This is a genomic window from Ruegeria sp. H3, assembly GCF_056533095.1.
In genome coordinates, this window is the sequence record NZ_JBQFOD010000001.1 from 447,622 (window position 1) to 474,032 (window position 26,411).

Annotated in this window: 25 protein-coding genes and 2 tRNA genes; 13 read left to right on the forward strand and 14 right to left on the reverse strand. The window is 57.5% G+C overall.

What is annotated here, in order from left to right; all coding sequences use genetic code 11:
- Window positions 1–26: 26 nt before the first annotated feature.
- On the reverse strand, window positions 27–614 hold the full coding sequence (locus ACR0JE_RS02320; protein ID WP_480862711.1) for a riboflavin synthase: 588 nt from the start codon (window positions 612–614) through the stop codon (window positions 27–29).
- A 162-nt stretch (window positions 615–776) separates the two neighbouring features.
- On the opposite strand from ACR0JE_RS02320, the gene ACR0JE_RS02325 reads away from it, so the two are divergent.
- From ACR0JE_RS02325 to ACR0JE_RS02335, 3 genes are all read left to right on the forward strand, one after another.
- Window positions 777–2,075 (forward strand): capsule biosynthesis protein, encoded by a 1,299-nt coding sequence (locus ACR0JE_RS02325; RefSeq protein ID WP_480862786.1) that lies wholly within the window; start codon window positions 777–779, stop codon window positions 2,073–2,075.
- An 82-nt stretch (window positions 2,076–2,157) separates the two neighbouring features.
- Window positions 2,158–3,291 carry a polysaccharide biosynthesis/export family protein gene (locus ACR0JE_RS02330; RefSeq protein WP_480862713.1) on the forward strand — a complete coding sequence of 378 codons (1,134 nt, stop codon included), beginning with the start codon at window positions 2,158–2,160 and terminating at the stop codon, window positions 3,289–3,291.
- A gap of 3 nt (window positions 3,292–3,294) precedes the next feature.
- On the forward strand, window positions 3,295–5,295 hold the full coding sequence (locus ACR0JE_RS02335; RefSeq protein ID WP_480862715.1) for a capsular polysaccharide biosynthesis protein: 2,001 nt from the start codon (window positions 3,295–3,297) through the stop codon (window positions 5,293–5,295).
- Window position 5,296: 1 nt separating this feature from the next.
- Here the strand turns inward: ACR0JE_RS02335 and ribD are convergent, their stop codons facing one another.
- The 10 genes from ribD to ACR0JE_RS02385 all read right to left on the reverse strand — a co-directional run bounded on the left by ribD (window position 5,297) and on the right by ACR0JE_RS02385 (window position 15,009).
- Window positions 5,297–6,397: a bifunctional diaminohydroxyphosphoribosylaminopyrimidine deaminase/5-amino-6-(5-phosphoribosylamino)uracil reductase RibD gene (ribD, locus tag ACR0JE_RS02340; protein WP_480540973.1), complete on the reverse strand. Its 1,101-nt coding sequence runs from the start codon at window positions 6,395–6,397 to the stop codon at window positions 5,297–5,299.
- Window positions 6,394–6,864: a transcriptional regulator NrdR gene (gene nrdR / locus ACR0JE_RS02345; protein WP_050602693.1), complete on the reverse strand. Its 471-nt coding sequence runs from the start codon at window positions 6,862–6,864 to the stop codon at window positions 6,394–6,396. Before nrdR ends, ribD begins: the two co-directional genes overlap by 4 nt.
- A 119-nt stretch (window positions 6,865–6,983) precedes the next feature.
- Window positions 6,984–7,397 carry a secondary thiamine-phosphate synthase enzyme YjbQ gene (locus tag ACR0JE_RS02350; protein WP_480540971.1) on the reverse strand — a complete coding sequence of 138 codons (414 nt, stop codon included), beginning with the start codon at window positions 7,395–7,397 and terminating at the stop codon, window positions 6,984–6,986.
- A 20-nt stretch (window positions 7,398–7,417) separates the two neighbouring features.
- Window positions 7,418–7,816 (reverse strand): hypothetical protein, encoded by a 399-nt coding sequence (locus ACR0JE_RS02355; RefSeq protein ID WP_480547834.1) that lies wholly within the window; start codon window positions 7,814–7,816, stop codon window positions 7,418–7,420.
- A gap of 77 nt (window positions 7,817–7,893) precedes the next feature.
- A complete protein-coding gene (locus tag ACR0JE_RS02360) occupies window positions 7,894–8,436 on the reverse strand; it encodes a DUF4166 domain-containing protein (RefSeq protein WP_480540968.1) in 543 nt (180 codons plus the stop codon).
- A 5-nt stretch (window positions 8,437–8,441) separates the two neighbouring features.
- On the reverse strand, window positions 8,442–8,879 hold the full coding sequence (locus ACR0JE_RS02365; RefSeq protein WP_480862717.1) for a thiol-disulfide oxidoreductase DCC family protein: 438 nt from the start codon (window positions 8,877–8,879) through the stop codon (window positions 8,442–8,444).
- Window positions 8,880–9,029: 150 nt separating this feature from the next.
- A complete protein-coding gene (gene rpoD, locus ACR0JE_RS02370) occupies window positions 9,030–11,018 on the reverse strand; it encodes an RNA polymerase sigma factor RpoD (protein WP_480862719.1) in 1,989 nt (662 codons plus the stop codon).
- A 114-nt stretch (window positions 11,019–11,132) separates the two neighbouring features.
- Window positions 11,133–13,082, reverse strand: coding sequence for a DNA primase (gene dnaG / locus ACR0JE_RS02375; protein ID WP_480862721.1), 1,950 nt, complete (start codon window positions 13,080–13,082; stop codon window positions 11,133–11,135).
- Between the two features lie 78 nt (window positions 13,083–13,160).
- Entirely contained in the window at window positions 13,161–13,457 is a 297-nt protein-coding gene (locus ACR0JE_RS02380) for a hypothetical protein (protein WP_170532469.1), read from the reverse strand.
- A gap of 121 nt (window positions 13,458–13,578) precedes the next feature.
- A complete protein-coding gene (locus ACR0JE_RS02385) occupies window positions 13,579–15,009 on the reverse strand; it encodes a Glu/Leu/Phe/Val family dehydrogenase (protein WP_480862723.1) in 1,431 nt (476 codons plus the stop codon).
- A 426-nt stretch (window positions 15,010–15,435) separates the two neighbouring features.
- On the opposite strand from ACR0JE_RS02385, the gene ACR0JE_RS02390 reads away from it, so the two are divergent.
- The 3 genes from ACR0JE_RS02390 to ACR0JE_RS02400 are packed head-to-tail and all read left to right on the forward strand — an operon-like array spanning window position 15,436 to window position 18,396.
- Window positions 15,436–17,232, forward strand: a complete 1,797-nt coding sequence (locus ACR0JE_RS02390; RefSeq protein ID WP_480547829.1) for a Tad domain-containing protein — start codon at window positions 15,436–15,438, stop codon at window positions 17,230–17,232.
- Window positions 17,229–17,816 carry a TadE/TadG family type IV pilus assembly protein gene (locus ACR0JE_RS02395; protein ID WP_480540960.1) on the forward strand — a complete coding sequence of 196 codons (588 nt, stop codon included), beginning with the start codon at window positions 17,229–17,231 and terminating at the stop codon, window positions 17,814–17,816. The genes ACR0JE_RS02390 and ACR0JE_RS02395 overlap by 4 nt, the downstream gene beginning before the upstream one ends.
- A complete protein-coding gene (locus ACR0JE_RS02400; RefSeq protein WP_170532461.1) occupies window positions 17,803–18,396 on the forward strand; it encodes a hypothetical protein in 594 nt (197 codons plus the stop codon). Before ACR0JE_RS02395 ends, ACR0JE_RS02400 begins: the two co-directional genes overlap by 14 nt.
- Here ACR0JE_RS02400 and ACR0JE_RS02405 read toward each other — a convergent pair.
- Complete coding sequence (locus ACR0JE_RS02405; protein WP_480862725.1) at window positions 18,393–18,869, reverse strand: hypothetical protein; 477 nt, start codon at window positions 18,867–18,869, stop codon at window positions 18,393–18,395. The two genes, ACR0JE_RS02400 and ACR0JE_RS02405, sit on opposite strands and share 4 nt — an antisense overlap.
- Before the next feature lie 159 nt (window positions 18,870–19,028).
- Here ACR0JE_RS02405 and ACR0JE_RS02410 point away from each other — a divergent pair, with 159 nt between their 5' ends.
- Entirely contained in the window at window positions 19,029–19,940 is a 912-nt protein-coding gene (locus ACR0JE_RS02410) for a pirin family protein (protein ID WP_480862727.1), read from the forward strand.
- A gap of 23 nt (window positions 19,941–19,963) precedes the next feature.
- Here ACR0JE_RS02410 and ACR0JE_RS02415 read toward each other — a convergent pair whose 3' ends face one another.
- Window positions 19,964–20,551, reverse strand: coding sequence for a TetR/AcrR family transcriptional regulator (locus ACR0JE_RS02415; protein WP_480540955.1), 588 nt, complete (start codon window positions 20,549–20,551; stop codon window positions 19,964–19,966).
- A gap of 82 nt (window positions 20,552–20,633) precedes the next feature.
- Here ACR0JE_RS02415 and ACR0JE_RS02420 point away from each other — a divergent pair, with 82 nt between their 5' ends.
- The 6 genes from ACR0JE_RS02420 (at window position 20,634) to ACR0JE_RS02445 (ending at window position 25,484) form a co-directional block, all read left to right on the forward strand.
- Window positions 20,634–20,906 carry a hypothetical protein gene (locus ACR0JE_RS02420; RefSeq protein ID WP_480862729.1) on the forward strand — a complete coding sequence of 91 codons (273 nt, stop codon included), beginning with the start codon at window positions 20,634–20,636 and terminating at the stop codon, window positions 20,904–20,906.
- Between the two features lie 118 nt (window positions 20,907–21,024).
- Window positions 21,025–22,311, forward strand: a complete 1,287-nt coding sequence (locus ACR0JE_RS02425; RefSeq protein ID WP_480862731.1) for a homoserine dehydrogenase — start codon at window positions 21,025–21,027, stop codon at window positions 22,309–22,311.
- Window positions 22,312–22,382: 71 nt separating this feature from the next.
- Window positions 22,383–23,366: a class II fructose-bisphosphatase gene (glpX, locus tag ACR0JE_RS02430; protein WP_480540949.1), complete on the forward strand. Its 984-nt coding sequence runs from the start codon at window positions 22,383–22,385 to the stop codon at window positions 23,364–23,366.
- 92 nt (window positions 23,367–23,458) lie between these two features.
- Window positions 23,459–25,201, forward strand: a complete 1,743-nt coding sequence (recJ, locus tag ACR0JE_RS02435; protein ID WP_480862733.1) for a single-stranded-DNA-specific exonuclease RecJ — start codon at window positions 23,459–23,461, stop codon at window positions 25,199–25,201.
- Between the two features lie 108 nt (window positions 25,202–25,309).
- A tRNA-Glu gene (locus tag ACR0JE_RS02440) sits at window positions 25,310–25,384 on the forward strand.
- A 25-nt stretch (window positions 25,385–25,409) separates the two neighbouring features.
- A tRNA-Glu gene (locus ACR0JE_RS02445) sits at window positions 25,410–25,484 on the forward strand.
- A gap of 46 nt (window positions 25,485–25,530) precedes the next feature.
- Here the strand turns inward: ACR0JE_RS02445 and ACR0JE_RS02450 are convergent.
- Window positions 25,531–26,313: a DeoR/GlpR family DNA-binding transcription regulator gene (locus ACR0JE_RS02450; protein WP_480827602.1), complete on the reverse strand. Its 783-nt coding sequence runs from the start codon at window positions 26,311–26,313 to the stop codon at window positions 25,531–25,533.
- Between the last annotated feature and the right edge of the window lie 98 nt (window positions 26,314–26,411).

Consider the following 26,411-nt stretch of genomic DNA (forward strand, 5'->3'; position numbering starts at 1 on the left):
GGGTCAGGACGCGACGTATATTTGCCTCAGGACATCTCGGCCAAGCGCGCAACATAGCGGGCCAGCGTGTCGATCTCAAGGTTGACCTGATCCCCAACGGCGACATCACCCCAGGTGGTCACCTCTTTGGTATGGGGGATAAAGTTGATGCCAAAATCGCACCCTTTGACATCGTTCACCGTCAAGGATGTGCCGTTCAGCGCAACCGACCCTTTGGGGGCAATGAAACGGGCCAAGTCCTTTGGCGCACGCAGTGTCACGCGCGTGCTATCACCCTCATCCTGAACTGCAACGACTTCGGCGACACCATCCACATGACCCGAAACGATATGGCCACCCAGTTCGTCGCCAACCTTCAGGGCGCGTTCCAGATTGACACGTTTGCCGGGTGTCCAACTGTCCAGATTGGTCTTCGACACCGTCTCGGCACTGACCTGAACGTCATACCAGTTATCGCCCAGCGCAATCACTGTCAGGCAGACACCGTCGCTGGCAATCGAAGCACCGATATCAATGCCATCGGTCTCATAGGCTGTCTGAATGCGCGCCCGCAGATCGCCTTGCTGCTCTAACTCAGTAACGGTGCCGATATCCGTGACGATCCCCGTAAACATTCTGTTAACCCTCGATCCCTAACCTGATCCTGACTTCTCTGGCTGAGGTACGACCTTCACCGCGCGTGGGCAAGGACCGGCAGCTAAATTAAGGCATAAATGAGTAAAAAACTGAGACAATCAGGCATAGTTTCGCCCAGAAGATTGGATAATATGACGAGGATGACCCACTCCGCCACCCCATCAAGCGATCGCGTCTTTCTGTTCCTACAGGGGCCACATGGCCCATTCTTCAGCGCGCTGGGGCGTATGCTGCAAGAGGCCGGCGCGCAGGTCTGGCGGGTCGGGTTCAATGCCGGAGATCGGGCGTTCTGGTCTGACACATCCACCTATATTCCGTTTCGCGACAAGCCAGAGCTTTGGCCCGAAACGCTTATCGATCTGATCATCCGCAAGGACGTAACCGATATCGTTCTGTACGGTGACACACGCCCGGTTCATGCCCGTGCTGTTGAAATCGCGCGATCCCGCGGCATAACGATCCATGTCTTCGAGGAAGGGTATCTGCGGCCCTGGTGGGTGACCTATGAGCGTTGGGGGTCCAACGGAAACTCCCAACTGATGTCACTGGATGTCACGGATATGCATCAGGCGCTCGAGCAGTCTGATACGGCATCACCGCCTCCACCGTCACATTGGGGAGATATGCGCCAGCACATCTTTTATGGCGCGTTATACCATTGGTTCGTTCTGTTCATGAACCGCCGCTACCGCAACTTCCGCCCGCATCGCGATCTTTCGGTCGCCAAGGAATTCAAACTGTATTTCAAGCGCTTGGCCCTGATGCCGTTTCACCGGCTCCAGCGCGGCTGGTCCACATTACGGGTACGCCGCGGCGCGTTCCCTTATCATCTGGTACTGCTTCAACTGGGTCACGACAGCTCGGTCCAATCGCATTCCGACTACAACAGCATGAGCGCGTTTCTGGAACAGATGGTCGAAGGTTTCGCCAAGGGCGCACCGGGCCATCACCGCTTGGTGATCAAGGAACACCCGCTAGAAAACCACCGCGAACCGCTACGCCGTCGGGTTCGCGACCTTTGCCGCGAATATGGGATCGAAGGGCGCGTTCACTATGTGCCCGGTGGCAAACTTGCTAAGTTGCTGGATGAGGCGAACTCGGCCGTCACCATCAATTCAACCGCAGGTCAGCAGGTACTGTGGCGGGGCATTCCGCTGCGGATTTTCGGCAGATCAGTGTACGATAAGCCCGAATTTGTCTCTCAGCAGCCGATTGATGAGTTTTTTGCCGAACCCGAAATGCCGGATGCAAAAGCCTATCGCATCTACCGTCAGTTCCTTCTTGAAACCAGCCAAGTTCCCGGCGGATTTTATTCGCGAAGGGGACGCCGACAATTACTGCGACGCGCGGCAGATATGGTCCTGCGTGCTCATGACCCCTATCAGGCGGTGTTGAAAAACAACGAGGCACGCACGCCACAGTTGCGACTTGTCGAATGAAATAAGGCATCCTCTGCTGGATGTTGCTGCCCAATCGGGGTACTTTGCCCCCAACAAAAAAGAAGTTTGAGGATCAGAGGCAGTGCAGCGCTTTTCTACCCGAGCACGACGGGGAGTTACCCTTTTGGCTCTTTGCGGCCTTCTTGCCGCGTGCCAGCTTCCCAAATCCGGACCGAATAAATCAGAGATTTTGGCCGGATCGGTCGAAAATGGTGGTAACGCCTTCGTGGTCGAAGTGGATGACCGCGTCACCAAAGCCACGTCCAGCATCCCGCAATTTGGGTTTTCCTCATCCTTCCGCAGCGCATCGAGTGTTGCGGCAGATACCGTGCGCCCCGGTGACGTTCTGGGCCTGACGGTTTGGGAAAACGTGGATGATGGCTTGCTGTCGGGCGAAACCGGTGCCGCCACCGCCTTGGAAGAGGTTCAGGTCGACAGTGACGGGTTCATTTTCGTCCCTTATGCCGGGCGCTTACGCGCGGCGGGCAATACGCCCGAACAATTGCGTGTGCTGATCACAAACGAGCTAAAAGAACAGACCCCTGATCCACAAGTCGAAGTGCGCCGCGTTGCCGGTGACGGTTCGACGGTTTCGCTGACTGGCACAATCGGCGCGCCCGGTATTTACCCGATCGAACGTCCGACTCGCACCTTGCTGGGTATGTTGTCCCAGGCGGGGGGAGTAGCCGTTGGATCGGACATCGCACTGGTGACTCTGATCCGAGGAGACCAGAAAGGTACTGTTTGGTACGAAGACCTGTTCAAAAACCCCAATCTCGATGTCGCCCTGCGCGGTGGTGACCGCATCCTGGTTGAGGCTGACAGCCGCTCTTACATCGCGCTGGGTGCGACGGGTGGGCAGTCACGGATTGCGTTTGACACTCAGGATCTATCGGCACTGGAAGCGCTGGCGCAGGTGGGTGGTTTGCAAGGTCTCTCCTCGGACCCGACAGGGATTTTCATCCTTCGGAAAGAAGGTCAGGACATCGCCCGCAGCGTAACAGGTCGTGCGGGATTGCAAGGGGATCAGCGCATGATCTACTTGCTGAATCTGACCGCGCCCAACGGTCTGTTCATTGCCCGCGACTTTGTCATCCGCGATGATGACACGATCTATGTGACCGAAGCCCCCTATGCGCAGTGGAGCAAGTCAATCTCGCTTATCGCGGGTGGTCTGACCCCGGTCGCAAACGTTGCTACACTGACCGGGAACTAACCCGTGTATCCAGAAACGGACACCGCAGCCGGGGCAAATCGCACCCGGCTGTTTGTGTATAATGGGGGGTTTCTGACCAACCGTCGCATACGGCGCATCCTGTCGCTTGCCGGCTATGACATTCGCCTGGGCCTGCCCCAACAGGACGATACCATTGGGATCTGGGGCAACAGCCCAACCGCCCATCGCGGCATGAGCATAGCCGAAAAATACCGCACCCCGATCCTGAGGGTCGAAGACGCGTTTCTACGCTCTCTTCATCCCGGGCGCGCGGGCGAGGCACCTTTGGGGTTACTACTGGATCAAACCGGGCTGCATTTCGACCCGTCCGCCCCATCAGACCTTGAAACGCTCCTGGCGACCCATCCGCTGGACGATACGGCGCTGCTAAACCGCGCACGCGGTGCCATTGCGCGGATAAAGGACCTGCATCTCAGCAAATACTCGGCTTTTCACACTGACATCGCACCGCCTGATCCCGGATATGTTCTGGTCGTTGATCAAACGCAGGGTGATGCCGCCGTTACGGCGAGCGGAGGCGACTATGCCCGGTTCCGCGAAATGCTAGTGATCGCGCAGGAAGAAAACCCGGGCGCGCGCATCCTGATCAAGACCCATCCTGAGACCCAAGCGGGCCATCGTCCGGGATACTTCAGCGATCAGGACCTCTCTGATCGTGTCTCGTTCTTGCACCATGCGCACAGCCCGTGGCTTCTGTTGGATGGGGCGGTTGGGGTTTACACGCTGTCCTCGCAACTCGGGTTCGAGGCAATCCTGGCCGGTCACAAACCCCGAGTTTTCGGGCAACCCTTTTATGCCGGTTGGGGTTTGACCCAAGATGAAGTGCCGATCCCGCGCCGATCCCGGAACCTAACGCGCGCGCAACTATTTGCAGCAGCCATGCTGCTGTATCCCTCATGGTACGATCCCTATCGGGATGGGTTGTGTGAGCTGGAAACCGTTCTCGACACGCTGGAGGCCACGACCCGCGCCTGGCGTCAGGATCGGCTTGGCTGGACAGCTTCGGGTATGCGGCTGTGGAAGCGCAAACATCTGCAGCAAATGTTTGGCAGACATCGCAAGGTTCAATTCAAAACCACTATGCCGACGGCCCCCGATCAGCCGCATATGGTCTGGGCCAGTCAATCGCGAGATGCCGAAGGGGTCATTCGTGTCGAAGACGGATTTCTGCGTTCACGCGGGTTGGGTGCAGAGCTGATCCCTCCCCTGTCGCTGGTGACCGATGATCTGGGAATTTACTATGACCCCACGCGCCCGAGCCGTTTGGAAGAACTGATTTCCGAACGCGAGACATTGCGTCCAGATCAGGAACTGCGAGCAGAGCATTTGGTGGCGCAGTTGCTCTCGGGTGGTCTCAGCAAATACAACATCGGACAACCAGCTCCGACCTTGCCCGAAGGGCGTCGCATTCTGGTGCCTGGGCAGGTGGAGGATGACGCCTCAATCCTGTTGGGCACCAGCAACATTCGCACCAATCTTGAACTGCTGCGCGCCGCGAGGGATGCGAATCCGGACGCCGTCTTAGTCTACAAACCCCACCCAGACGTCCAGGCGGGGCTGCGAGAGGGCAAGATTGAGGCTGAAGGTCTGGCCGATCTGATTCTGGACGATTGCGATCCGGCCTCGCTACTGCCGCATGTGCAAGCGGTCTGGACCATGACCTCGCTGCTGGGGTTCGAAGCCCTGCTTCGTGGCGTCAAGGTCACGACATTGGGTGCACCGTTTTATGCCGGATGGGGTCTGACTCATGATCTTGGTACGGTCCCGGCGCGTAGGGGCGCACGGCCATCGCTGATGGGCTTGGTTCACGCAACGCTGATAGACTATCCGCGCTATATGGACCCGCTGACAGGGCAACCCTGCCCCGTCGAAGTCGCGGTTGAGCGTCTGGCGGATGGCGTACCAGCAGCAACAGGACCGCTGAACCGCCTTCTGTCAAAACTGCAGGGTGTTTTTGCCACGCATGCGCGCTTATGGCGCTAAGTCACTGTGTGGATCGTCGCCAGCGGTGCAGGATATCCGGACCAATCGTGCGTGTTTCGATCAGTTCAAACCGTGGTGCGGCCTCAAGTGTCTCAAGACCCAATCGGCCGACCGCAGCAAGCCCTTCGGCGCCAATGGTCAGACCAGCGGTGAAACCGACCAGTTCATCCACCATGTCCGCCTCAAGCAGTGATGCGGCAAGGGCCGCACCGCCTTCGCAGAACACCCGCGTTAGACCGGCCTGACCCAACTGCAGCAACAGATCGGTTGCATCGATATGGTGATCCCGCAGCGCGCAAGGGATCAGACGGGCGCCCAGCCCTTCCCACGTGCGAGCGCGATCCGGATCGGGGCTCGGACCATGGCATATCCAGACGGGAATATCCTTAGCCGTGCGTGCCAATTGGCCCATCAGAGGTAAATCCAGATGGCGCGATACGACAATCCGTGCGGGCTGATGTAAGACGCCCAAATCCCGCACTGTCAGCGAGGGGTCATCCGCACGCGCCGTTCCTGCGCCAACCATCACCGCATCATGGCGCGCGCGCATTGCGTGCACAGCGCGGCGGGCGGTTGGGCCTGTGATCCACTGGCTATGGCCGGTTTGCGTTGCAATCCGCCCATCGAAACTGCTGGCCAGTTTCAGGGTGACAAAGGGACGGCTCTGTTCCGTTTTCAGAAAAAAACCGGCCAGCTCCTGCGCGGCCTGATCGGCCAAAACACCTGTATCGACCTCGATCCCGGCCTCACGCAGCATCGCGAAACCCTGCCCTGACACACGCGGGTCGCTGTCCTCAAGCGCGGCCACGACGCGCGACACCCCGGCCTCGATCAAAGCGGTCGCGCAGGGGGGGGTTTTGCCATGATGGGAACAAGGTTCCAGCGTTACATAGGCCGTAGCTCCCTTGGCCGCCGATCCAGCCTGCGCCAACGCAACAGGTTCGGCGTGGGGGCGCCCGCCCGGTTGGGTCCAGCCCCGCCCGACAATGCGCCCTTCGCGCACGATAACGCACCCGACAGCCGGGTTGGGCCAACACGACCCTTGACCACGCTGCCCCAATGACAGGGCCAGCGCCATAAATCGCTTATCTGTTTCGCTCACTCGTCCGTCGGAGGTTGCGGCGGGCGCAACTCGTGGACAAACTCCTCGAAATCATCGGCCGCCTGGAAATTCTTGTACACGCTTGCAAAGCGAACATAGGCAACGGTGTCGATCCGCGCCAGAGCTTCCATGACGATCTCGCCGATTTTGTTGGACGGAATATCGGTGTCGCCCATGCTTTCCAGCCGGCGCACGATGCCCGAGATCATCTGATCGATCCGTTCGGGATCAACGGGCCGTTTCTGCATCGAGATACGGATCGAACGCTCCAGCTTGTCGCGGTCGAAATCTTCGCGTTTTCCGTTGGTCTTGATCACAACCAGATCGCGCAGTTGCACGCGTTCGTAGGTGGTAAACCGGCCCCCGCAGGCCGGGCAAAACCGGCGTCGACGGATCGCGACGTGATCCTCTGCCGGGCGTGAATCTTTCACCTGAGTGTCGATATTTCCGCAAAACGGGCAGCGCATCCGCCGTCTCCTCGTCCCTTGTTCGGCCTCTTTTGTAAGCACTTCGGCTTACTTATCCACAACTATAGGCCAGCCGCTAGGATTTGGGTAGTCGGAATTTTCAACCCCTAGATAAAGGGTTACCCAAGATGCGCTGCGATCGAGCGACGATGTGGTGCAGAGCGGTGTTCGAAGAGATAAATCCCCTGCCATGTCCCAAGAGACATGCGACCCGCCGAGACAGGGATCGACAGTGAGACGGGCATAAGCGTGGATTTGATATGCGCGGGCATATCATCCGGCCCTTCATAGGTATGGCGCAGATACGACATCGCCGGATGATCCGATGGCGGCACCAGCCTTTCAAAGAAAGCCTTCAGATCGGTCTGAACCTCCGGGTCGGCGTTTTCCTGTATCAGCAGTGAACATGAAGTATGGCGCACGAACAGCGTCAGAACGCCATCCCTCAAAGATGGGCCAAGCCAGCGATGCACGTTGTCGGTGAATTCATAGAGGCCTGCCCCTTGAGTTTGCATCGTGAATTCAGTCTGCATCGAAACTGGCTTAGACCTTATTATCTAAAGAACGGGCGGATATCGCATTTCGCATTTGCCCCTTGGACGGACATGCTGGAGCCTACGGCAAAGCTTGATAAGACAAAGCTGGGTTGTACTGGGGTCTCTGATGGCTCTTTGATTGTAAACTGTACCGCTGTTCTGCGTCCGGTGGTGACGCTGGGGCCATAGCCACGCAGAACATAAATGCGGTCTTGCCAGCCCAAGCCCAGCTTTCGACGCGCAAAATCTGCCGCCGCGCACCAATAGCCATCTGTGAATTGTTGAGCGCGCGGTATGACTTCGAAATCGGTGCTGTTGATCGGCTCGGTCCGATACCCGTTCGGCGCCGCACTTGTCTCAGCCGCCAAGCCAAGGGTTGCAGCCACCGACAGTGCAAATAAGATCGTCTGTTTCATCGTTTTATCTTTTCGTTGTTGCCTATGGGCTTAAGATAGGCCCCGGTGGACCAATAGCTGCTGGGTTCACGATCAATTTAGTCGATTTCATCTGCGTCGTGAACAGGCGTCAGCCAGCCGTGATATCGGATTAGCAGCCCAAGAAATGGGGCCTCAGCGGACACATCAAAGACGTACCTTCCCCGATCATCCTGCATCTCGAACGTCGACGAGCGCGGCAAAAGAATGGTCGGTATAGGCAGCCCCAACAGAGTCAAACGTTGGATGTCGATCTGTAACTTGTCCTCTACAATCACGGGTTTCAGCCAGATGGACACAAGCCCGAGCCTCTCTCGCACGCAACCCATCTTGGGGTCATAGCACAAGCGAGAGCGCGTGACATGGCCCGCAAAATCGCGAATCCAAAGCCAATGTTGGCCATCACGTACCACCGCCACTCGAACCGGCACGTCACGCCCGGTTCGAGGAAACCCGGCAACGTTCAGCAAAATGCTCACTAAACGCCCCTGTCCCCGCTGGACATCGCAGCGCCCCTCATGAACGCCCGGGTAGCTGTGCAAGGTCTGCACTGCTTGCGGCAGGTCTGATTGCGGCGGCAACGCCTGAAGAAACGGGTCCATTCGCGTCAGAACCCCTGCGCCGCAAAACGTGACCGAACCTCTGCATCCGGAACCATGCAACTGTCCGTCCGTCCAAAGATCGCATAGCGATTGCGCGCGATGGCGTGATAGAGCGGGTCTTTGACGAAGCGCGGCAAGTAACGGCAGAGCGACAGGGCGCTCCAAGGGCCAGGCAACTGCGCCATTGCCGCAGCAAACGCATCCAGGCGCTGATGTACCTTCTGGTTCACGATCACCAGATTGGTCTCGAAATCCTGTGTCGGCAGATCAAGCTGTCGGTACAGCCTTTGCCCCAAAGGTGATTGCGCCGTCGCAAACTGAAACACATGCGCCCGGTCATGCCGCAGCATGAACCGAAAGAAACTGGAACACAAAACGCATTCCCCATCGAAGATGATCAGGTTTCCAGCATCCCATTCATTTGAAATTTCAGAGCCTTGCATAGGATGGTTTCTCTCAGTCGAACCGCGCAAGGTAACGGTGTCATGCATCCTGGTGGTGGGCAATGCGACATGAAAGAAAACCGGACGTTTCCGCTCGGACGCATCTGACGGATAAAGAAAAAAGGCGCCGTGTGCCCGGCGCCTTTGACCTTATTGATCCAGGAATGATCGCAGTTTTCGGGACCGGCTGGGATGTTTCAGTTTCCGCAGCGCCTTCGCCTCAATCTGACGGATACGTTCGCGCGTTACGCTGAACTGCTGGCCCACCTCTTCCAGTGTGTGGTCCGTGTTCATCCCGATGCCAAAGCGCATCCGCAGAACGCGCTCTTCACGCGGAGTGAGCGAGGCCAGAACCCGAGTGGTCGTTTCCTTGAGGTTTTCCTGAATGGCGCTGTCCAGCGGCAGCACGGCATTCTTGTCCTCGATGAAATCGCCCAACTGGCTGTCTTCCTCGTCGCCAATCGGCGTTTCGAGCGAGATCGGCTCCTTGGCGATTTTCATCACCTTGCGGACCTTCTCCAGCGGCATCTGCAGCTTTTCGGCCAATTCTTCGGGCGTCGGTTCGCGACCGATCTCGTGCAGCATCTGGCGACCGGTCCGAACCAGCTTGTTGATCGTCTCGATCATGTGCACCGGAATACGGATGGTCCGGGCCTGGTCTGCGATCGAGCGAGTGATCGCCTGACGGATCCACCAGGTCGCATAGGTCGAGAACTTGTAGCCTCGGCGGTATTCAAACTTGTCCACCGCCTTCATCAGGCCGATGTTGCCTTCTTGAATAAGGTCAAGGAATTGCAGGCCACGGTTCGTGTACTTTTTGGCAATCGAGATGACCAAACGCAGGTTGGCTTCGACCATTTCCTTCTTGGCCTGCCGCGCCTCTTTCTCGCCTTTCTGAACCTGCTGCACGATGCGGCGGAATTCTGAGATATCAAGACCAACATACTGACCGACCTGAGCCATATCGTTGCGCAGTTCTTCAACCTTGTCAGTCGAGCGTTCGATGAACATCTGCCAACCCCGACCCGGCTTTTCGGCCATATCGGTCAGCCAATTCGGATCCAGTTCACGCCCACGATAGGCGTCGATGAACTCACGACGGTTGATCCGGGCCTGGTCGGCCAGTTTCACCATCGAGCTGTCTAGCGACATGACGCGGCGGTTGATGCCATAAAGCTGGTCAATCAGCGCTTCGATCCGGTTGTTGTGCAGGTGAAGACCGTTCACCAGCTCAACAATCTCGGCGCGCAGCTTTTGATAGGTCTCTTCGTCCTTGGCACTGAACGTGCCATCTTCGTTCAGAGTGGCCGAAATCCGGCTATCCTGCATCTCACTTAGCTGAGCGAAATCGGTCGAAATCCGCTCTAATGTGGTCAGAACCTGATCCTTCAGCGCGGCTTCCATCGCGGCCAGCGACATGTTGGCCTGATCGTCTTCGTCATCGTCATCATCACTGGCGATGGGGTTGCCATCCGCATCCAGCTCCGGGCCAGTATCTTCTTTTGGCTTGGAAGCCTGTACCGCAGAGGTATCAACGACGGGTTCCTCAACATCGCCGTCCTCGTCCATCTGGTTGCCAAAGGTGGTTTCCAGATCGATAACATCGCGCAGCAAAATGTCTTCGGACAGAAGCTCGTCATGCCAGATTGTGATCGCCTGGAAGGTCAGCGGGCTTTCGCAAAGCCCTGCGATCATCGTGTTTCGACCTGCCTCGATCCGTTTGGCGATCGCAATCTCGCCCTCGCGGCTCAGCAACTCGACACTGCCCATTTCGCGCAGGTACATGCGTACGGGGTCGTCGGTTCGGTCCAGTTTTTCGGTGGCGGCACCGGCCAGCGCGACCTCACGGTTGCTTTCCGTGGTGGTTAATTCGGTCGAGCCTTTGTTCTCTTCTTCTTCGGCTTCTTCATCTTCGATGATATTGATGCCCATCTCGGACAGCATCGACATAACGTCTTCGATCTGTTCCGAGCTGACCTGATCAGGCGGCAGAACCTGATTGAGCTGGTCGTAGGTGATGTAACCTTTCTCGCGGGCCTCGGCGATCATCTTCTTGACCTGGGCCTGGCTCATGTCCAGCGAGATTTCCTGTTCCTGCTCGTCGGATTTGCGGTCTTCGTTCGTATCCTTGGCGGCCATTCAATGCTCCTGCAGGGATGGGTGATTCGTTGAAACCGAATCATTAGCGCGTGAAAGTGATTCGGCCACCCGTTTACCCGTTTTTCTTTTCCAGTGCTTTATGAAAACATCACTTTATCGACGTTTCCGCTCGAATTTGATCCCGGACATGATTGCCTCGAACGCGTCCTTCTCGTCGCGGTTGATTCGCGCGCCGTTGTCGGCGATGTCGAAAAGGGCTTTGTCCTCGTTCTGGCTGCGGCTTGCGCGGTTACGCTCTTCGGCGGCCTGACCCACCCGATACGTCAATGACTCGTCAGCCAAGTCGGACATCTCCTCGGTCGCTTCGGCAATCTCAGCATCCAGCCCCCGGAGCGCTTTGATCTTTGCGAGTTCTTCGGCCAGCGTCATCTGAGCCTTTTCAACGTCGCCTGGTTTGAACACACAGGGGATCACAGCGACATGGCGAAGGCCCAGAAGGTTTTCAAGGGGCTCGGGTCCCAAAGTTTCAACGATGTGGTCTTTCAGGTTGTCCGGGTCGTTGATTGCATGGCGCAGAATGGCCTGGCGCAGCGCCGCATGATCCGGGTCATGGCAATCCATGTCTTCCAGCTGCGTTTCAAACTGAACCACGACCTGTGGATTCAGAACGGAGATGGCCAGTATGGCCGCTTCGCGCAGGTGGATATCGGCATTGTCTGAGGACGCAAGGAATGACGATCTTGCACCCGCTGACGCAGGCTGTTTCGGCGGCTGCCACTTGCCGCGCGGTTGCCAGGTCCGGCTTTGCGTCTGACGCTGCGGGCGGAACAGTTGCCAACGCAGGTCCTTGATTTCCTGCCCGTAGTGAGAGCGGATCGATGTGTCGCGGATCAGCTTGATCTTGTCGCGCAGCACCTTATCCAATGCCGCTTTGCGTTCTGGACTGTCAAAGACCTTCCCTTCGGTCTCACGTTGCCACAGCAGCTTGACCATCGGAATGGCGCCATCCAACACCTTTTGAACCGCCCCTGCCCCTTCGGCGCGCAGCAGATCATCCGGGTCCATGCCCTCGGGCATCAGCGCAAAACGCAGGGATTTCCCGGCCTCCAACAAAGGAAGGGCCAAATCAATTGCCCGCATCGCGGCACGCAGGCCCGCCGTATCCCCATCCAACGCGATGATCGGTTCGTCGGAAATGCGCCAGAGAAGCTGCAATTGATGTTCGGTTATCGCGGTTCCCAGCGGAGCCACAGACGCGCCGAACCCGGCCTCAGCCAGCGCGATCACATCCATGTAGCCTTCGGCCACAATCAAAGACTGCCCCTTGCCCGCCGCTTGCCGCGCGGGGCCGTGGTTGTAGAGGCTGCGGCCTTTGTCGAACAACGCAGTCTCGGGTGAGTTCAGATACTTCGCGTTGTCATTCGGGTCCATCGCCCGAGCGCCAAAAGCGATACACCGCCCTCGCGGGTCGCGGATCGGATACATGATGCGGTTGCGGAACGTATCATAGGGCTTTTTGCCCTTGTTTGATGGTTTGGCCAGCCCGGAGTCCAGGATCAAGTCTTCGGCCACGTTCTTAACACGCAGGTGATCCCACAACGCTTGCCAGCCGTCAGGGGCAAACCCAATCTCCCAACGATCCAGCGCTTGCGCATCCAGCCCGCGACCGGACAAGTAATCGCGTGCCGCGCCACCTGCCCCGGTCTTTAGTTGCAAACGGAAGAACTTCACCGCCTGTTCCATCACCTCGGCCAGTTCTGCGCGGCGATCCTGCTTTTCCTGCGCTTTTGGATCGCGCTCGGGCATGGGCATCCCGGCCTCTTGCGCCAGTATTTCAACCGCTTCGATAAAGGAAACGTTTTCAGTCTCCCTTACAAAGGTGATGGCGTCACCTTTGGCATGACAACCAAAGCAGTAGTAGTACCCCTTCTGATCATCCACATGGAATGAGGCCGTTTTTTCATGATGGAACGGGCATGGCGCCCACATATCCCCTTTGCCCTGATTGGACTTGCGCTGATCCCACATGACCTTGCGCCCAACGACCTGAGACAGGCTGAGCCGGGTGCGTAATTCATCCAGAAATCCGGGGGGCAAAGACATCTATCAAACCTGCCAGAAATGAAAACGCGCGCCAAGGGGATGGCGCGCTTATCCACAGCGAATTGATCCGGCTGTGGATTATTGCTGCAGGCACAGCTCCAGCCAAGCCGCGCCAAGGTCCTTTTTGCGAACATCCCGCATCTTCTGTTCATACACCCACGGCGTGATCAATGGGACCGCTGCGTTATAGTTTTCGGGCCAGGTGGGGCTGCTATCGGCAACCGCTTGTGGTACGTCTCGCTCTTTCACCCGATCAAGGCGCGCCTGCTGGATCGCGGCCACCACATCTGCCTGATACTGGCAGCTTTGTTCTTTGGTTTCTGCCGCAGCCAGAGGTGTGGCAAGAACGGCGGCAGCGATGGCGATACGCAACATTGAAGTCTCCGGGGAATCGTTGAACTGGCGGTAGCTTACCCGCCCTACTCCGGACCTGCCATTGCCCATTTCGGGCCGGTCCGACAGGATGGGGCGAGAAGCCCGCCCCATCCAAATACATTCAAAGACCTTTGGCCCTATAACTGTTCGCAACGCGGTCAATCGCAACGATATAGGCCGCAGTCCGCAGATCCTCGACATCATCGCGGCTATGCCAGACTTCGCGCATCGACTGGTAGGCAATCCGCATGGTGTCATCCAGGCCAGACCGGACCAGCTCCAGTTCATCCGCCCCTTTGAGATATTTTGTTTTGAAGTCCGGAGACATCGTCCAGGCATCACCAAGATAACGGTCCAGCCGCTCCAGCTCGCTGACGATCAGCTCATGCCGCGCTTCTTCCTGACGCCGCTGCATTCGACCAAAGCGGATATGGCTGAGGTTCTTGACCCACTCAAAATACGACACCGTCACACCACCGGCGTTGGCATACATATCGGGGATGATAACCGTTCCTTTCTTGCGCAGGATCTCATCCGCACCGGCGGTCACTGGTCCGTTCGCGGCCTCAATGATCAGCGGGGCCTTGATACGCTCAGCATTCTCAAGATTGATCACGCCCTCCAAGGCAGCCGGGACGAGGATGTCACATTCCGCTTCCAGTACGGCGCCACCCTCGGCCGAGTGCGTCGCATCGGGATAGTCTTTCACACCGCCGTGCTTGATGATCCACTGGCGCACCGCCTCGACATCAATGCCGTCGGGATTGTAGAGCGCGCCGTCCCACTCGATGATGCCTACGATGGTCGAGCCGTCTTCCTCGCTCAGGAATTTCGCGGCGTGATAACCCACGTTGCCCAACCCCTGTACCACAACACGCTTGCCGTCCAGCTTACCGGACAGGCCCGCCTTGGCTACGTCTTCGGGATGACGGAAGAATTCGCGCAGCGCATATTGGATACCGCGCCCAGTGGCTTCGACACGCCCGGCGATCCCACCAGCGTTCAAGGGCTTACCTGTCACACAGGCCCGCGCGTTGATGTCGGTCGTATTCATCCGCGCATATTGGTCGGCCATCCAAGCCATCTCACGCTCGCCCGTGCCCATGTCGGGCGCGGGTACGTTCTGGGATGGGTTGATCAAGTCGCGCTTGGCCAGTTCATAGGCGAAACGACGGGTGATCTGTTCCAACTCATGCTCTTCGTATTTTCTCGGATCGATGCAAAGCCCACCTTTCGAACCACCAAACGGCGTTTCGACCAGCGCGCATTTATACGTCATCAGCGCCGCCAGCGCTTCGACCTCGTCCTGGTTCACCGCCAAAGCGTAGCGAATACCGCCTTTCACCGGCTCCATATGCTCGGAATGAACCGAGCGATAGCCGGTGAAGGTATGGATGTCACCCCGTAGGCGCACACCAAAGCGAACTGTGTAGGTTGCGTTACAGACCCGTATCTTCTCTTCCAGCCCCGGGGGCAAATCCATCAGGGACGCCGCCCTGTTGAACATCAGATCAACACTCTCACGAAAGCTGGGTTCTTTGATACCGGTCATAAAATCCTCCATACCGGGAACTGACAAACGTCATGACGTTTTGTCGCACCACTTGCAGCGGGCTGCAATCTTCAAGTGCACTTTTTTTCACCACTTTATGAACGCAGGATTACCGAGCCCGCCCCTGAGTCGGCCCGTTAAGACTTTTGTCCAAATTGTCCACACGGGCGAAACAAAGCCTCACGACACCCCAAAACTGAGGCCGATTTTCATTCAATAATAGCATCATAGTGACGAAGGTGCCCAAATCTCGCCACGTTCCACGTCTAAAAAATTAAAGTTGGGAACGACTGGAATCAGTGTGCCTGACCGGTAGAGGAACGCGGTATGAAGATATTTAAAGCGAAGTCGATTCTGGGAAAATCAAAGCGAGCGGACGCATGTCGTTTGCCGGAGCACAGTTTCGTCCGGTCCGAGGATGGCACGATGACCATCTTTACCTTAGGCTTGATTATGGTCGTTTTTGCGGTCGGTGGTTTCGCGGTGGATATCCAGCGTTTTGATCATGAACGCGCACGACTGCAGTATTCGCTAGACCGTGCGGTGCTTGCGGCCACCGATCTTCGGCAAGATCTTTGCCCGACCGTCGTTATCAAAGATTATCTCGAGAAAGAAAACCTGGCCCAATATCTGATCGAGGACGAAATTGTTATCGAACCTGCCAATCTGTGTGGTTCGAGTGCCGTGACCATCGAAGGCTTCCGCCGTGTGCAGGCGCGCGCGGAAATGGATGTGGCGATGCACTTCATGCAGTGGTGGGATGTGGACTTCATCACGACCTCAGTATTCAGCGCTGCAGAAGAAGCTCTGGGCAATGTCGAAATCTCGATGGTTCTCGACGTTTCGGGCTCGATGAACAGCAACAGCCGATTGACCACACTAAAGCTTGCCGCGCAGGAATTCGTGCAAGAAATGGTCGACAAATCCGAAGACGGCAAAATGTCGATCTCGATCGTCCCTTACGCGACCCAGGTTGCCCTGCCCGACTCGATGATGGACTATATCAACACGTCTGGTGTGAACCCGCATGCCAACTGCATCAACTTTACCAGCAGCCAGTTTCAGGACGGCGAATTTGATCTGAACCTTGTTTATGATCGCACGCTTCACTTCACCGCTTGGGGCGACTACGACCAGCGTCCGGTAAACGACAACCTCGTCTACAGCGAAATCTGTGAGTCAGACGAGAACCGCGAAGCAATGGTGTTTCAGAAGGACGCCGATCTTCTGAAAGACAAAATCGCGTCGTTCCAAGCGGCGGGCAACACGTCGATTGACCTGGGCGTTAAGTGGGGCATGGCGTTGCTTGATGACAGTATGCAGCCTGTGATCGCCCAGATGGCAGCCGCGGGTGACGTACCAGCCGAGTTCGCCACGCGCCCGGACAACCCGCACAGCGGCGACACACTGAAAGTCATGATCCTGATGACTGATGGCGCGAATACGACTCAGTATTGGACCAATGACCCGTATCGCGACGGTAAGTCTGGGGTTTGGTGGAATGAGCGCATCAACGACTATGTGTCTTACGCCGAGCTTGATTCCAATGATGAAATCACAATCGAGTTTGGTACCGACTACATCTGGCCAGATGTGGACATGATCGAGTGGGACTCGTCGGATGGCGGGAACTACTGGGTCAGAGACCAATTCCAACCTAGCGGGTATGGCAACACGATTGTCAACAACGCCACCGTCACCTACGAAAACGTCGCCAGCGTCGACGAGGCATTGGTTGGCGACCCGACAGGTGACTATGTGCGCGGGTACATTCAATATCGTTGCCTGTCGTTCTCTTCTGGTACCTGCTACAACGTTGATCGGGATACCAAACGCGTCAAAACCTATCTGGAGCTGGACGTAGAACCCTCTGAACACCTGACATGGGCGGATCTTTGGGAGCGGACCACGCGCTACGAGCTTTATCAGCAGTTCTATGACCGCTACGGTTCAAGCTGGGCGTATGACTTCTACTATGATGCCGTTGAGTCAGCCGGTCGTAGCATCAAGGACCCGCGCGTAAGGTCGATGTGCGACTATGCAAAACAGCAGATGGGTGTCGTGATCTTTACGATCTCGCTGGAAGCGCCATCCGCTGGCCGCGCTATCATGCAACACTGCAAAACAACCGACGCGACCTACTACGAGGCCAGCCCAGACGATTTGCCTGATGTCTTTGCTTCGATTACGTCGAGCATCCGGAATCTGAGGTTGACGCAATGATCAGACGCCTGACCCAAAAACTGCGCCGGTTTCGCCGTAACGAAGATGGTATGGCCACGATCGAGTTCGTGTTCTGGTTCCCGATCTTCATGATCACCACCTATTCAGGCGTCGAAATCGGCATCGTGGCCTACAACCACGCAAACCTTGAGCGTGCTTTGGATGAAACCATCCAAGATGTCCGCATGAATCGGATCGAAGTCTATGATCAAACGCCCGGCGCGCAGTGGACTCATACTCTGTTGAAGCAGGTCGTTTGTGATAAGGCCGGCGCGATCCCGAAGTGCTTTGACAATTTGGCAATCGAGATGACCTCGATCAATCCATTCGCCGCCAGCACGGTTCTAAACGGCAGCTTTCAGCAGCCCTATTGCGTCGATACGCCCGAAGAAATTCGTGGTGGTGATGATGATGAGCCATTTTTTGATCCCGGGACCTCAAACCAGCTGATGATCATCCGGGCCTGTGCTGAAATCGATCCTTTGTTCTTTGGAACGACTTTGGGCCGTTTGACCCGGTTTGATCCGATTGATGACCAGTATGAACTGCATGTAGCAACGGTGTTTGTCCATGAACCGTTTTAACTTATCCCTGCCCCGTACCGCCGCCAGTTGGCTTGGTCGCTTTTGGCGTAAGGAAGACGGCGTCGTCAGTATTGAAGCGGTCATGGTTTTCCCGCTTCTGTTCTGGTCGATGTGGACATCTTACACCTATTTTGACAGCTATCGGCAAAGCGCCAGCAACCTCAAAGCTGCATTTGCTGTTGCGGATATTATCTCTCGTGAAGATCAGCAGATCACGAAGCAGTACATTACAAACCTGTACGAACTTCAAAAGTTCATGATCTCTGACCGCTCGGCAGTATCGATGCGTATCTCATTCGTACGGTATGATCAGGACCAAGATCGCCATTTTGTGCTTTGGACTTGCCCGCGCGGCGAGAGCTTTGAGAAACTCGACAATGCGACACTGCTGAACGAATACAAAGACAGAATACCTGTCATGGCCGACAGAGCGGTGATGATCCTTGTTGAAACAAAAGACTGGTACACTCGTCCGTTCAAGATCGGCTACGGAGACCATTCCTTTGCGATTAACAAATTCATGTTCACTCAGCCGCGTGGGCTGACCAATATCACAGTGGCCGACCCAGACGACTGCTAAGTCTCGTCCCTCTCAAGCAATAGGGCCGAGAGTATCTCTGACATAAACTTGGCCTCAGAGGCGGCAGTCATGCCGCCTACGCCAACGCGGCGTCCGAGGCGCCACCAAAGTCCCGGCGCCCAGCTGTTCGATTTTTTTGCCCGCGTACGCACTAGAAACCCGTTCGACGGTTTGAAGGCAAACACTCCCCGGTCGACAGCCTCAATCTCTTCGACAAGCGCAATCAGACACCCTGCCCCTGTGCGCAGTTCCGTGCGCGTCAGCTCGATCCGATCTTGGGTCGCCTGCCAGACACTATAGGCCAGCCAGAGCGCCGCCCCACCGACAACAATCAAAAACACCTGCCAGACCAGCTCAGGCGGCGTGGACAGCGCAACGTACAGAACCAAAACGCCAACCGTACCAAGCATAAGAACCCCGATCCAACGTCTTGGCGCTGAGGCCTCAATTGTGGCCAGTACTTCGTCCTGCATTCTTGTCTCCTGTCAGCCTGGGCCTTCGTTTATCCGCTTTCTGCGCTGAACAACAGGGGCTGAAACCTCTAAACAAAATTGCACAAAGCCGGTGAATCCATGCGAATTGACCACTACCGAGCAGAGGTTACATGCTGGGCAAAGGAATAGGAGGCACCCATGTCCCTGAGACCCACATTGGAAACCCGCAAAGCCATGCCAACAATGGAGGGCGCTGGCGTCAAACTACACCGCGCGTTTGGCTTTCAGGATCCGTCCGAACTGGACCCGTTTCTGTTGTTTGATGACTTCCGCAACGAACGCCCACAGGACTATCAGGCCGGTTTTCCCTGGCATCCCCATCGCGGGATCGAGACGATCACCTATGTGCTGGCCGGATCGGTCGAGCATTCAGATTCGCTGGGCAATAGCGGCACGCTAGGCGCAGGAGATGTGCAGTGGATGACTGCCGGGTCCGGTATTCTGCATCAGGAGATGCCACACGGAAACAGCACAGGCCAGATGCACGGTTTCCAGCTTTGGGGGAACCTGCCCTCGGCCCAGAAAATGACCGCGCCGCGCTATCAGGACGTGCAAAGCAAGGATATCCCCGAGGTCATCGATGATGACGGTACAATCGTGCGCGTGATTGTCGGAGAGTTCTGGGGCAAAACCGGCCCGGTGGATGGCATCGCGGCGGACCCTCAGTATCTGGACATTCAGATACCGGCCGGCGTCAAAAAGACCTTTCGCATAGACACTTATCGCCGCGCTTTTGCCTATGTCTTTCAAGGACAAGCTGCCTTTGCCGATGCCTCACAGCCAACTGGCGTGTTGCTAGAGAAAGAGGTCGCCGGGGAAGAGGTGAACATCCGCGACATGTCCGGGGATCGTACGCTGGTGCGCTTTGGCACAGGTGACGAAGTCACAGTTCAGGCCGGGCCTGAAGGTGTACGTTTTCTGCTGATCTCAGGCGCGCCTATTGATGAGCCTGTCGCTTGGCATGGGCCGATTGTGATGAATACGCGCGCCGAGCTGGAACAGGCGTTCAAGGAGCTGCGAAACGGAACCTTCATTCGTCCGACGCATTGATCACTTGGGCGGCCTGATCCCTGTCAGGCCGTCACCGCACGTCGCACCATGTCCCAATAGACCTGCTCGACCTCATCAAGCGACAAGCGCCCTCCAGCGCGATACCACGTCATCACACCGTTCAGCATGGCGATAACAGCGAGTGTGGCGATCTTGGTGTCCGCAATGGCAAAAAGCCCGGACCGCTGCCCATCACGCAGGATCTTTTCCACCGCGTTCTCATAGCTTCGGCGCAAATCCTCGATCTCTGTAAAATTCTCAGGGGTCAGGTTGCGCAACTCCATATAGGCGATGAAAACCTCATCCGGGCGTTCCAGATGGAAACGGATATGGAAGCCGACAAAGCCGCGCAATGCCTCTTGCGGATCAGAGGACGTATTCAACGCGGCATAGGCCTGCAACAGGTCGTGCATATGCTCGCGCATCAGGCGGAACAGCAGGCTCTGCTTATCCGGCGTATAGTTGTACAGCGCCCCGGCCTGCACGCCGACCTCTTTGGCGATCTGGCGCATCGACACCGCCGCATAGCCGTGGCGGGCAAAAAGCCTGAGCGCCGCGCTGCGAATACGCGGGCCTGTGATGTCGGAATGAGAACCCTGGGTACGTGCCATGGTAAACACCGTATCTGAACAAATGTTCAGATAGAAGCCCGCTTGAACCAATGCGTTAAAACGTGCATCACAGGATCACACTGTGACCGCGCGAGAGCCCATGCCGACCAAAGCCCTGCCCCTGCTGATCCTGACGCTCACCTTGACGGGCTGCGCGGATATTCCTGAGCTGGACGGTTCTGAGTCGCGTTCGGTGCAAAAGGCCGCTTATCCGCCCCTGATCCCGCTGCAGGACTCGCTTGGTACGACGGTTGATCCGGCCAGCGAAGCCACGGAGGTCGAGGAAGACCTAAACGCGCGCGCCGAAGCGCTCAGGAAAAAGGCCGAAGCGCTTCAAAGCGCACCAGTCAACTGACACCCGGGGCCGTGGCGCCGCCGTGACGGATTGCACCCTCGGCCCGAACCCGCTAAGGCAGCGCTGACCGGATGACAGTCCGGTTTCAGAATAGATCGAGCGGAAAGGAACCCACGGAATGACACAGGCGCTGCGGCTTGGAATTGCGGGCTTGGGAACAGTTGGCGTGGGTGTCGTCAAGATCATCCGTCGTCATGCCGATCTGCTGGAGGCACGTACGGGACGTCGGATCGAAATCGTGGCAGTGGCCGCACGCGACCCGAACAAAGACCGTGGTGTGAACCTGTCCGACTATGCATGGGAGACCGATCCGGTCGCCTTGGCCCAGCGCGATGATATCGATGTCTATGTCGAGCTGATGGGCGGCGAAAACGGCCCCGCAAAAGCGTCAGTCGAGGCAGCTTTGGCCAGTGGCAAAGACGTCGTCACCGCAAACAAAGCCCTTCTGGCCATCCATGGTCAGGCGCTTGCCGAACAGGCCGAAACTGCAGGCCGTGTGATCCGTTTTGAAGCGGCTGTTGCAGGTGGTATTCCCGTTATCAAATCCCTGACCGAGGGTCTGGCGGGCAATGAGATTACACGCGTTATGGGCGTCATGAACGGCACCTGCAACTATATCCTAACCCGGATGCAGTCTCAGCGTCAGGGCTATAACGCACTGTTCGATGAATGTGCCGAACTGGGATATCTTGAGGCCGACCCGAACCTGGATGTAGGTGGCATCGATGCGGCGCATAAACTGGCGCTACTGTCGTCAATTGCGTTTGGCACCAAACCGAATTTCGACGGGATCGAGATTGAAGGTATTCAACAGATCAGCCTGGATGACATAGATCAGGCACATGACATGGGCTTCCGCATCAAACTGCTGGGTGTGGCGCAACGCACCGCGCGCGGCCTTGAACAGCGGATGCAGCCTTGCCTAGTGCCCAGCGACTCGCCGCTAGGGCAGCTGGAAGGTGGCACCAATATGGTGGTGATCGAAGGCGACGCAGTGGATCAGGTTGTCCTGCGCGGCCCCGGCGCCGGTGAAGGCCCAACTGCCAGCGCGGTGATGGGCGATGTCTGCGATCTGGCACGCGGCCTTCAGATTTCGACCTTTGGCCGACCGGCAAGCTCGCTTGAAGCCGCAACCCCCGCCGTCACCGGCCTGCCTGCGCCCTATTACCTACGCCTGGCCCTGCTGGACAAACCCGGTGCGCTGGCCAAGATTGCCGCCATTCTGGGCGACGCGGGTGTCTCGATCGATCGGATGCGCCAGTATGGGCACAGTGAAAGCACCGCACCAGTTCTGATTGTAACGCACAAGACAACGCGGGCGACACTGGACGTGGCCCTGGATGGGTTCCGGGCAACAGATGTTGTTGCGGGCGAGCCCGTCGCGCTGCGGATCGAACAAGTCTGACCCCTTGCAGCCTGCGCCTCTTGCAGGCTATGCCAGACGTAACGTCATTGCCGACCAAAGGAATACATCGCATGAACGCTGCCAAAACCGATTTTAACGACCGCCTGCTGTCACTGGGGCTTGCGCGTGTCGCAGAACAGGCAGCGCTTGCCTCGGCCTCGCTGGTGGGGCGCGGCGATGAGAAAGCCGCAGATCAGGCCGCCGTCAATGCGATGCGTGAACAGCTGAATCTGCTGGACATCGCAGGCGTTGTCGTCATCGGTGAAGGTGAGCGTGATGAAGCTCCGATGCTGTATATCGGTGAAGAAGTTGGCACCGGAAACGGCCCCGGCGTTGATATCGCACTGGACCCGCTGGAAGGCACCACACTGACCGCCAAAGACATGCCCAACGCGCTGACGGTCATCGCCATGGGCCCGCGCGGCTCGATGCTGCACGCACCCGACGTCTATATGGACAAGCTGGCCGTTGGTCCGGGCTATGACGAAGGCGTCGTCTCGCTGGATATGTCCCCGCGTGAGCGTGTGGAAGCCCTGGCCAAAGCCAAAAGCTGTGAGCCAGCTGACATCACAGTCTGTATTCTTGAACGTCCGCGCCATGAGGCGATGATTGCCGAAGTCCGTGAAACCGGCGCTTCGATCCGCCTGATCACTGATGGCGATGTGGCCGGCGTGATGCATTGCGCCGAAAGCGAAACCACAGGCATCGACATGTATATGGGTCAAGGCGGTGCACCCGAAGGTGTCTTGGCCGCGGCTGCACTGAAATGTATGGGCGGTCAGATCTTTGGTCGTTTGTTGTTCCGCAATGACGACGAACGCGGTCGCGCCGCCAAGGCAGGCATCTCTGACCTAGACCGCATCTACACCCGCGATGAGATGGTGACAGCGGATGTGATCTTTGCCGCGACTGGCGTGACCGGCGGATCGCTTCTGCCGCGTATCAAGCGCGAGCCAGGCTGGCTTGAGACAACAACCTTGCTGATGCGATCCAAAACCGGATCAGTGCGCCGCATGTCATACCGCACACCAATGTGGTCACACGCCGACGCCTAAGCGGCTTGCGCCGCGACATTCGACAAGAGTAACTGTAAAGAGCCTAAGAGGCCGGATCCAAGCGGATCCGGCCTTGGCATATGAGGGGCAGGATGAGCTTTCTAGGGGTTGAGCAGTCATTGACAGGTCGCCGATGGGTCGGCCCCTCGCCCGAGGTTGAGCGCGCGACTGAAATGCTGGTGCAGCAGGCCGACTTGCCGCGCGCAGTCTGCCAGGTTCTGGCACGACGCGGCGTGCCTCCGATGGAAGCAGCAGGGTTTCTGGAACCAAAGCTCAAGGAACTGTTGCCCGACCCACGTAGCCTGAAAGACATGGAGATCGCGGCGGCGCGCTTTCTGACCGCGGTGCGCGAACGACAGCGGATCGCGGTTTTCGCAGATTATGACGTAGACGGTGGCAGTTCGGCGGCTTTGCTTTTGGTCTGGCTGCGTCAGATGGGATTGCAAGCGACGCTATATGTGCCGGACCGGATCGACGAAGGATACGGACCGAATGTGCCTGCCATGCAGGAACTGGCGGCAGCACATGACCTGATCATCTGCGTCGACTGCGGCACCCTCAGCCACGAACCCATCGCAGCAGCCAAGGGTGCGGATGTGATCGTGCTGGATCACCATCTGGGCGCGGAAACGCTGCCGGATTGCGTCGCCGTCGTGAACCCGAACCGGCAGGATGAAAGCGGTGATCTGGGCTATCTCTGTGCGGCTGGGGTAGTCTTTTTGATGCTGGTCGAGGCCGGGCGCCAAATGCGCGAGACGGGCCTCAAGGGGCCGGATTTGATCTCTCTGCTCGATCTGGTCGCGCTGGCCACCGTGGCCGACGTTGCCCCGTTGATCGAGGCCAACCGCGCGCTGGTGCGTCAGGGGCTGAAGGTTATGGCCGGGCGGCAGCGGCCCGGCTTGGTGGCCTTGTCCGATGTCGCCCGAATGGATGCCGCCCCAAACAGCTATCATCTTGGGTTTCTGCTGGGCCCTAGGGTCAATGCCGGAGGGCGCATCGGTCAGGCCGATCTGGGCGCCCGGCTGCTCAGCACCGACTCGACGTCCGAGGCCGAAGCACTGGCCGAACGGTTGGACGCACTGAACACCGAGCGGCGCGACATCGAAAACGCCGTGCGTACCGCCGCCTTGGAACAGGCCGAGGATCGTGGTCTGGATGCGCCTTTGGTCTGGGCGGCTGGCGAAGGCTGGCATCCCGGCGTGGTCGGTATCGTCGCCTCTCGGCTGAAAGAGGCGGCAAACCGGCCAGCGATTGTGATCGGATTTGACGGTGACGAGGGCAAGGGTTCAGGCCGGTCAGTCTCGGGCGTTGATCTAGGGGCTTCCATCCAGCGTCTGGTAGCCGAAGGGCTATTGATCAAAGGCGGCGGGCACAAGATGGCGGCAGGCCTGACGGTGATGCGGGATCAGTTGGAGCCTGCAATGACGCGCCTCTCGGAGTTGCTTGAAAAGCAGGGTGCAGGGCAAGGTGGACTAGCTGATGTCAGGCTAGATGGTGCCCTGATGCCCGGCGCAGCAACGGTGGATTTGATTGAACAGATTGAAAAGGCAGGGCCTTTCGGGGCCAGCGCTCCTGCCCCACGCTATGCTCTGCCTGATCTGCAGGTGCGCTTTGCCAAGCGTGTAGGCGAGACGCATCTGAAACTATCCCTGTCGGATGGAATGGGCGGCGGGCTGGATGCCATCGCCTTTGGCGCCTTCGACGGACCGCTTGGGGAACGGCTGTCAAATCATGGCGGTGCACGGTTTCACTTTGCCGGTCGGCTCGAGGTGAACACTTGGGGCGGACGGCAAAATGTGCAGCTTCGGCTGGAGGACGCAGCCGAAGCCAACTGATAAGGATTTTGTCTGCCCTTTCAGCCGTTCAAAAACTTTCACATCCCTGCATTTTTCGGCTTGCGGGGGTCGGGGTGAAACCGTAAAAGGCCCTCCACAAGCCAGCGTGGCCCGTTCGTCTATCGGTTAGGACGCCAGGTTTTCAACCTGGAAAGAGGGGTTCGATTCCCCTACGGGCTACCACTTGTGCTTGCGCCAGATACCAAATGGCCCGTTCGTCTATCGGTTAGGACGCCAGGTTTTCAACCTGGAAAGAGGGGTTCGATTCCCCTACGGGCTACCAATCGGTGAAACTTCTTCGACCTAGTTTAGGCACCTTGCCACGCAGGCTATCCCGACGATGCAACCTGTAGCTTGATCCCCCATTTCGCGATCTGGTCAGCAAATGCCTGCTTCGGCGCGCTGTCCGTGACCAACACATGAACCATCCGTGGGTCTGGCCCAACATAAGGCGCGGACGCATCGAATTTGTGCTGATCCGCTGCCATCACAACGTGATCGGCATGATTGGCAACTGTGGACGCTAAATCAGCCTCAGCCGCGCTTTGGTATAAAAACCCTTTACTGTCCGAGATCGCATCGGTGCTGAGGACCGCCAAATCGTACGCGTAGCGCTGCACCTGCTTGTGCGCGACATGCCCGAACGTGCCGCGTTCATCGCTTTGCATCTCACCGCCTAACAGATGAACCCGGTTACCGTTGACCCCAACCAATGTAAGCCCCACGACGATTGAATTTGTAACGATTGTCAGGTTCTGGGCCTGGCGCAATTCTTCCGCGACAAAGGCGGTCGTTGATCCGACATCCAGGAAGACAGTCATTTGATTCTCGACCATGGTCGCAACATGCCGAGCAATAGCGCGCTTTTCATCGGCGTGCTGCGAAATACGACGAAAGAAACCCGGATCGCCCTGCGCTCCGGCCAAAAACACGCCGCCATGGACGCGCTCGACAGTACCGGCCTTTGACAGGGCTTTGATCGTACGGCGCACGGTCTCTTCCGAGACGTCCAGCATTGTGGCCAGTTCAGTGTTTCGGGCAGTGCCACCAAGACGCTTCAACGCCTCAAGCAATTCAAGTTCCCGATGGGTGTTGAGTGCGTGTTTTTTCACATTCCGCTCCGAAGAATCGAACTGGCGCACAAACTACAAATCAGGGTTGGTAAATCCAGCGTTTTGGCTTTTTTGAGCATTCTAGGCTCAAGCCTTGG